Consider the following 7412-nt stretch of genomic DNA (forward strand, 5'->3'; position numbering starts at 1 on the left):
TTCGGGGGTGATGCCAAGGCTTGTCCTTCCCATTGGGGGCTTGTGTTTTACCGTTACCGCCCCCGGCCTCTCTGGCCGCGGCTCTACCCAGCCAAAAGCTACCCCTCCCCGGCCCTCCCCTACGCCTTCGGCGCAAGGGAGGGGGCAAAGCCCAAAACCGTGCGCTCGTTAACACTATCTGCTGCAGCGCATCGCCCCCCTAAAGATCACGGGCATATCGCCGCTATCTCTCCCAGTAACGTTTGTTCGGAGCAACGATGAGCACTGTGGCCCTCGCCCAGGATCTCGGCATCGAGTCCACCAGCGACTTGAAGCAACAACTGGCAACCCACCTGCCGCAAGCGGGCGAATTGCACGTGGATGCCGGCCAGGTCGGCCGTGTGCACACCGCCGCGATGCAGGTGCTGTGCGCCTTCGTGCTGGCCCGTCAACAGGCCGGCCACGGCACCGTCTTCGACAACGCTACCGACACCTTCCGTGACGCCGCGCGCCTGCTCGGTGTCCTCCGGACCCTCGGTCTGGAAGCAACCCCTGACACAACGAAATCTGTGGAGAACGCTGCATGAGCGCACGAATCTTGGTGGTGGACGACTCGGCGTCGATGCGCCAGATGGTCTCTTTCGCCCTCACCTCGGCCGGCTTTTCGGTTGAAGAAGCCGAGGACGGCGCGGTCGCCCTGGGGCGTGCCAAGGGCCAGCGTTTCAACGCCGTGGTCACCGACGTCAACATGCCGAACATGGACGGCATCTCGCTGATCCGCGAACTGCGCCAGCTGCCGGACTACAAGTTCACGCCGATGCTGATGCTGACCACCGAGTCGGCCGCCGACAAGAAATCCGAAGGCAAGGCCGCCGGTGCCACCGGTTGGCTGGTCAAGCCGTTCAATCCAGAACAGCTGGTTGCCACCGTACAGAAAGTCCTGGGCTGATCAGCCCACCTGCCCCACCGATCGGATACCGCGCCAATGAGCATGGACCTGCAACGTTTCCACGCCACCTTCTTCGAAGAAAGCCGCGAAGGGCTGGATGCAATGGAGGCCGGCCTGTTGGCACTGGAAGACGGCCAGCACGACCCTGAAGTCATCAATTCGGTGTTCCGCGCCGCCCACTCCATCAAGGGCGGTGCCGGCACCTTTGGCTTCGACGCCATTGCCGCACTCACCCACGTGCTGGAAACCCTGCTCGATGAGCTGCGTGCGGGCAAACGCGCACTCGAAAGCAACGCGGTCGATGCGATGCTGGGTTCAGTGGACGTACTGCGCGCATTGCTGCGCGAGGTCGAACACGGTCAGCCCGCCGACCCGGCAGCCGTCAAGGCGATAACCGACCGCTTGCAGGCGGTATTGTCGGGCGCGGCACCGGTTGCCGTGGCGGCAGTCAAGCAGGAAGAAACCCCGGACGCCTGGCAGATTGGCTTTGCCCCGGCGCCGTCGCTGTTCATGAGCGGCAACGACCCGCTGCGCATCATCCGCGAGCTGGAAACCCTGGGTTCCCTGCACGTCGAGCCGCGCATGGCGCGCCTGCCCAGCTTCGACCAGCTCGATCCGCTGGAAGCCTACCTGGCCTGGGACCTGGGCCTGGTTGGCAAAGTGCCGCGCAGCCGCATCGAAGACACCTTCGCCTGGGTGGTCGATGACTGCGAGCTGGATATCCGTCCGGCCGCCCCCCCCAGCCTTGCAGTGGAAGCGCCCGCCGAGGCCGTTGCCAACATCGCCGAGGCCGCCGTCAAAGCGCCCGCCAGCGGCCAGCAGCACGAAGCCGAAAGCTCGATCCGGGTCAGCGTCGACAAGGTCGATGCGCTGATCAATCTGGTCGGCGAACTGGTCATCACCCAGGCCATGCTCAAGCAGGTTTCCGGCGGGCTTGATCCGGCCCATGCCGAACAGCTGCTGGCGGGTCTGGATCTGCTCGAACGCAACACCCGCGACCTGCAGGAAGCCGTCATCGGCGTGCGCATGCTGCCGGTGGATGCCGTGTTCCGCCGCTTCCCGCGCCTGGTCCGCGACCTCTCCAGCCGCCTCGGCAAGCAGGTGCGCCTGCGCACCATCGGCGAAGGCACCGAGCTGGACAAGGGCCTGATCGAAAAGATCGCCGATCCATTGGTGCACCTGGTCCGCAACTCCATCGACCACGGCCTGGAAATGCCGGACGTGCGTCGGGAGTCCGGCAAGGACGAGACCGGCACGATTACCCTGGCGGCATCGCATCAGGGCGGCCACATCGTCATTGAAGTCAGCGACGACGGCCGCGGCCTGAACCGCGACAAGATCCTCGCCAAGGCGCTGGAACGCGGCTTGAGCGTGCCCGACAACCCCACCGATGCACAGGTCTGGGATCTGATCTTCCAGCCCGGTTTCTCCACCGCCGATGCGGTCACCGACCTGTCCGGTCGTGGTGTCGGCATGGACGTGGTACGTCGCAACATCCAAGCACTGGGCGGCGAAGTACAGCTGGAAAGCCGTACCGGTGCCGGCACCCGCGTGCTGATCCGGCTGCCACTGACGCTGGCCATCCTTGATGGCATGACCGTATCGGTTGCTGGCGAAACCCTGATCCTGCCGCTGGCCTATGTGCTCGAAGCACTGCAGCCGCAGCCAGACGACATCCGCAGCATGGCCGGCGAAGGCCGCGTGTTGCGGGTTCGCGGCGAATACCTGCCAATCCTGTCGCTGGGCCAGTACTACGGCTACCCCGACAATCCACAGGCCGAGCCGCTGGTGGTCGTCGTCGAAGGCGATGGCCAGAAGATCGCGCTGGAAGTGGATGAGTTGATTGGCCAGCAGCAGGTCGTGGTCAAGAACATCGAGAACAACTACCGCCGTATCAGCGGCGTCTCTGGCGCCACCATCCTCGGCGATGGCCGCGTCGCGCTGATCGTCGATATTGGTGGCCTGGTGCGGTCGTTGCGCACCCAGCAGGCCGCCTGACCACGCAGTAACACGCATGTGGCGCCGCATGCCCAGCGACTGGGCGTGCGGCGCTTTGCCGTGCCCGCATCGTGCAGGGATGCCGCCAGCAGCTGCACGATCGCCGGCTGCGGGGTGGCTCAATCTCCGCCAAACGACGCCTTCAAGAACGCCGCGGGCGTGCCGATACCGCATCGCAATGCAATCAGGTTGTCAACCAACCTGGGGCCTCCGTCGCGGCCTGCACCACTCATGACACTCCCCAGGAGCGCCGGACCTGTGGATAGCCCCTATGCCCGTCTACGGAGATGCCTGCAATGAAGTGGTTCCAGAACCTGTCGATCACCCGGAAGCTGGTGCTTGCGTTCTGCAGCACCGGCCTGCTCACCTTGCTGCTCGCACTGTTCGCGGTGTGGCGCATGGACGTGGCCGATAGCCAGATCGAACAGGTCAACAACAATTGGATGCCAGCGGTTCAGCAGCTCGGCGAGATGCGCGCCCAGTTGGGTGAGTTCCGTACTTTCGAGCAGGCCCAGCTCAACTACCAAGGTGACGCCGCACAGCTGGCCGACTACGACAAGCGCATGGCGGACACCCGCAAGCTGATCGAAGCTGCGGAGAAGGCCTACGACGACATCGAAGCCGGTTACAGCACCGATGAGCTGGCCCTGTACAACAAGATGGGGAGCCCGCAGAATTCGGAAAAAATCGTACGCTAAGGTTTTCCGGGCATCCGTAAGGGCCGAAACTTCCCGTCTTCCAGTCTGCGGCTCTGCCGCCAGACGTAATCGCCGGTTAGGTTGATGTGCTCCCAGCCCAGCGGCGACAGGAATTGCAGCAGCTCGCCGTCCACCGGCTTGCCGGCCTCGACCAACCCCTGGGTGGCGCGTTCCAGGTACACCGTGTTCCACAGCACGATAGCCGCCGTCACCAGGTTGAGGCCGCTGGCCCGGTAGCGCTGCTGCTCGAAGCTCCGATCCCTGATTTCCCCAAGGCGGTTGAAGAACACCGCCCTGGCCAGCGAGTTGCGCGCCTCACCTTTGTTCAGGCCGGCATGCACGCGGCGGCGCAGTTCAACACTTTGCAGCCAGTCCAGGATGAACAGCGTGCGCTCGATCCGGCCCAGCTCGCGCAGGGCCACGGCCAGTCCGTTCTGGCGCGGGTAGCTGCCGAGCTTGCGCAGCATCAGCGAGGCGGTGACGGTGCCCTGCTTGATCGAGCTGGCCAGGCGCAGGATGTCGTCCCAGTGGGCACGCACGTGCTTGATGTTCAGGGTGCCGCCGATCAGCGGGCGCAACGTCGGGTAGGCTTGCACGCCCTGCGGCACGTACAGCTTGGTTTCGCCGAGGTCGCGGATGCGCGGCGCGAAGCGGAAGCCTAGCAGGTGCATCAGGGCAAAGACGTGATCGGTGAAGCCGGCCGTGTCGGTGTAGTGCTCCTCGATCCGCAGGTCGGACTCGTGGTACAGCAGGCCGTCGAGCACATAGGTGGAATCGCGGACGCCGACATTCACCACGCGGGTGCTGAACGGCGCGTACTGGTCGGAGATATGGGTATAGAACAGCCGTCCCGGCTCGCTACCGTACTTCGGGTTGACGTGCCCGGTGCTCTCGCCCCGGCCACCCGCGCGGAAGCGCTGGCCATCGGAGGATGAGGTCGTGCCGTCGCCCCAGTGGGCGGCAAAGGCGTGGCGATACTGGTGGTTGACCAGCTCGGCCAAGGCCGCCGAATAGGTTTCGTCGCGGATGTGCCAGGCTTGCAGCCAGGACAGCTTGGCGTAGGTCAGGCCGGGGCTCGACTCGGCCATCTTGGTCAGCCCGAGGTTGATCGCATCACCGAGGATTGCGGACAGCAGCAACGTCCTGTCTTTGGCCTCGGCCCCGTCCTTCAAGTGGGTGAAGTGGCGGCTGAAGCCCGTCCAGTCGTCCACGTCCATCAGCAGTTCGGTGATCTTGATGCGCGGCAGTAACTGGCTGGTTTGGTCGATCAGCGCCTGCGCCCGATCCGGCACCGCCGCATCCAGCGGGGTGATTTTCAGCCCTGACTCGGTGAGGATGGCATCGGGCAGCTCGTTGTCCTTGGCCAGGCGGGTGACGGTGGCCAACTGCTCGTCCAGCAGCTGCAAACGCTCTTCCAGGTACTGGTCGCTGTTCGGGTTGATCGCCAGGGGCAGGGCCTGCTCGCGCTTGAGTGCGGCGAACTTCTCGGCCGGCAGCAGGTAGTCGTCGAAGTCGCGGAACTGCCGCGAGCCCTTGACCCAGATGTCGCCGGAGCGCAGGGCGTTCTTCAGCTCGGACAGGGCGCAGATTTCGTAGAATTTCCGGTCGAGGCCTTCCGGGGTGATCACCAGCGGCTTCCAGCGCGGCTTGATGAAGGCCGTGGGTGCATCGGCCGGCACCTTGCGCAGGTTGTCGGCGTTCATCTCACGCAGGGTCTGCACGGCTGCCAGCACGCCTTGCGCGGCCGGCGCGGCGCGCAGTTCCAGCACCTCCAGCAAGGCCGGCGTGTAACGGCGCAGGGTGGCGAAGTTCTCGCCGACCAGGTGCAGGTGGTCGAAGCCTTCCGGCCGGGCCAGCAGCTCGGCCTCGCTGACGCTCTCGGTGAACTCGTCCCAGGGAATCACCGCCTCGATGGCGGCATAGGGGTCGCTGCCGCTTTCCTTCGCTTCCAGCAGCGCCTGGCCGATCCTGGAGTACAGGCGCACCTTGTCGTTGATCGCCTTGCCCTGCTTCTGGAACTGCTGCTGATGCTTGTGCTTCGCGCCGCTGAACAGCTTGACCAGGATGCGGTCATGCAGATCGACCAGCTCATCGATCACGGTCGCGGTGCTCTCCAGCACCACGGCGGCCAGGGTCGCGTAGCGGCGCTGCGGCTCGAACTTACCGAGGTCTTTGGGCGTCATCTGCCCACCCTCGCGGGCCAGCTTGAGCAGGCGGTTCTGGTGGATGTGCCGGCCCAGGCCTTCGGGCAAGTCCACCAACTGAAATGTCTTCAGCCGCTCGATGTGTTCCAGCATGTGCCGAGAGTTGGGTTTCAGCGGTGCCTGGCGCAGCCAGGTCAACCAGGTGATGCTGCTGCCGGCCTTGAGCTTCAACAGCTCGTCCAGCTTGGCCCGATGCGAGTCCGTGAGTGGTTCGACCAGGGCGCGGTAGACCCGCCGATTGGCTCGCGCAATGGCTTCCGAGCAGGCCCGGTCAATCACGCTCAGCGCCGGCAGGATGCGTCGTTTCTGCCGTAGGCTCTCCAGGGCCTGACCGGCCAGCAGCAAGCCTTTGTCGGTCTGCTGGGCCAGCTCGGTTAGCTCGCGCACCAGGGCGCGGAAGTCGGACAGGCCGAACGGGGCCAGTTGCAGGTAGGTGCGCAGTTCCTGGGCATGCTCGCGACGGGTCACGTCGCGCTCGCCGTACTTTGCCCAGCTCGCCGGCTCGGCCTGGACTTGCTTCGCCACCCACAGGATGACCGGCTCGGGCAGCTCGCTGTCGGTTCCCAGCGCGTAACCGGGGTAGCGCAGCAGGCAGAGCTGCACGGCGAAGCCGAGGCGGTTGGCGTCGCCGCGTCGCTGGCGGATCAGCGACAGGTCGGAGTCGTTGAAGGTGTAGTAGCGGATCAGGTCATCCTGGCTTTCCGGCAGCGCAAGCAGGGTGTCCCGCTCCGTGGCCGAGAGGATCAAGCGACGCGGCATGTGTCAGTCGTCCGTGCGGAGGTACTGGTAGAGGGTTTCCCGGCTGATGTTGAACTCGCGGGCAAGCTGCGCCTTGGGCTCGCCGGCCGTCGCTCGCTGCCGCAGGGTAGCAGCCTGCTCATCGGACAGGGCTTTCTTGCGGCCCCGGTACGCGCCACGCTGCTTGGCCAAGGCGATGCCCTCACGCTGCCGCTCGCGGATCAGGGCGCGCTCGAACTCAGCGAAGGCCCCCATCACCGACAGCATCAGGTTGGCCATCGGCGAGTCCTCGCCAGTGAACACCAGGCCCTCCTTCAGGAACTCGATGCGCACGCCGCGCTGAGTCAGCTTCTGTACCAAGCGACGCAGGTCATCGAGGTTGCGGGCCAGCCGATCCATGCTGTGCACCACCACTGTATCGCCTTCGCGGACGAAGCTCAGCAGCGCTTCGAGCTGGGGGCGCTGGGTGTCCTTGCCCGATGCCTTGTCGGTGAACACCTTGCTCACCTGGGTTTGTTCCAGCTGGCGTTCCGGGTTCTGGTCAAAGCTGCTGACCCGGACGTAGCCGATGCGGTGCCCCTGCACGATGTCTCCTTGGTTGAAGGCGGCTTAAGTGCACTTTCTGTTCCGTTGTGCCTCAAAGCCCATTTCTGTCAGGCTGAAATCTATAACCTTCGCGGGCATGTGTCAAAAAATGGGAAAGCAGACTCTATTCTGACGGCGCCGGTTGCCTTAGCGGGCTTGTCACAAACCTACGTTTTCAAGAAGAAGGAAACCGCATGCCCCGCCGTTCGATCCTCTCCGCCGCCGAGCGCGAAAGCCTGCTGGCGTTGCCGGACACCAAGG

At 64.8% G+C, this 7412-nt stretch carries 6 protein-coding genes; 4 read left to right on the top strand and 2 right to left on the bottom strand.

Going from position 1 to position 7412, the window contains the following annotated elements; genetic code table 11:
- Positions 1 to 257 precede the first annotated feature (257 nt).
- From ACVOMF_RS20040 to ACVOMF_RS20055, 4 genes are all read left to right on the top strand, one after another.
- Positions 258 to 566, top strand: coding sequence for an STAS domain-containing protein (locus ACVOMF_RS20040; RefSeq protein WP_481510830.1), 309 nt, complete (start codon positions 258 to 260; stop codon positions 564 to 566).
- Complete coding sequence (locus ACVOMF_RS20045) at positions 563 to 928, top strand: response regulator (protein WP_038688521.1); 366 nt, start codon at positions 563 to 565, stop codon at positions 926 to 928. The genes ACVOMF_RS20040 and ACVOMF_RS20045 overlap by 4 nt, the downstream gene beginning before the upstream one ends.
- Before the next feature lie 36 nt (positions 929 to 964).
- Positions 965 to 2926, top strand: a complete 1962-nt coding sequence (locus ACVOMF_RS20050; protein WP_481510831.1) for a chemotaxis protein CheA — start codon at positions 965 to 967, stop codon at positions 2924 to 2926.
- Positions 2927 to 3222: 296 nt separating this feature from the next.
- Complete coding sequence (locus ACVOMF_RS20055) at positions 3223 to 3624, top strand: MCP four helix bundle domain-containing protein (protein WP_481510832.1); 402 nt, start codon at positions 3223 to 3225, stop codon at positions 3622 to 3624.
- Here ACVOMF_RS20055 and ACVOMF_RS20060 read toward each other — a convergent pair.
- Positions 3621 to 6587 (bottom strand): Tn3-like element TnAs1 family transposase, encoded by a 2967-nt coding sequence (locus ACVOMF_RS20060; protein WP_001138014.1) that lies wholly within the window; start codon positions 6585 to 6587, stop codon positions 3621 to 3623. The two genes, ACVOMF_RS20055 and ACVOMF_RS20060, sit on opposite strands and share 4 nt — an antisense overlap.
- Before the next feature lie 3 nt (positions 6588 to 6590).
- Positions 6591 to 7151 carry a recombinase family protein gene (locus ACVOMF_RS20065; RefSeq protein WP_001161490.1) on the bottom strand — a complete coding sequence of 187 codons (561 nt, stop codon included), beginning with the start codon at positions 7149 to 7151 and terminating at the stop codon, positions 6591 to 6593.
- Positions 7152 to 7412 lie beyond the last annotated feature (261 nt).

The organism is Stenotrophomonas sp. STEN022, assembly GCF_056760155.1.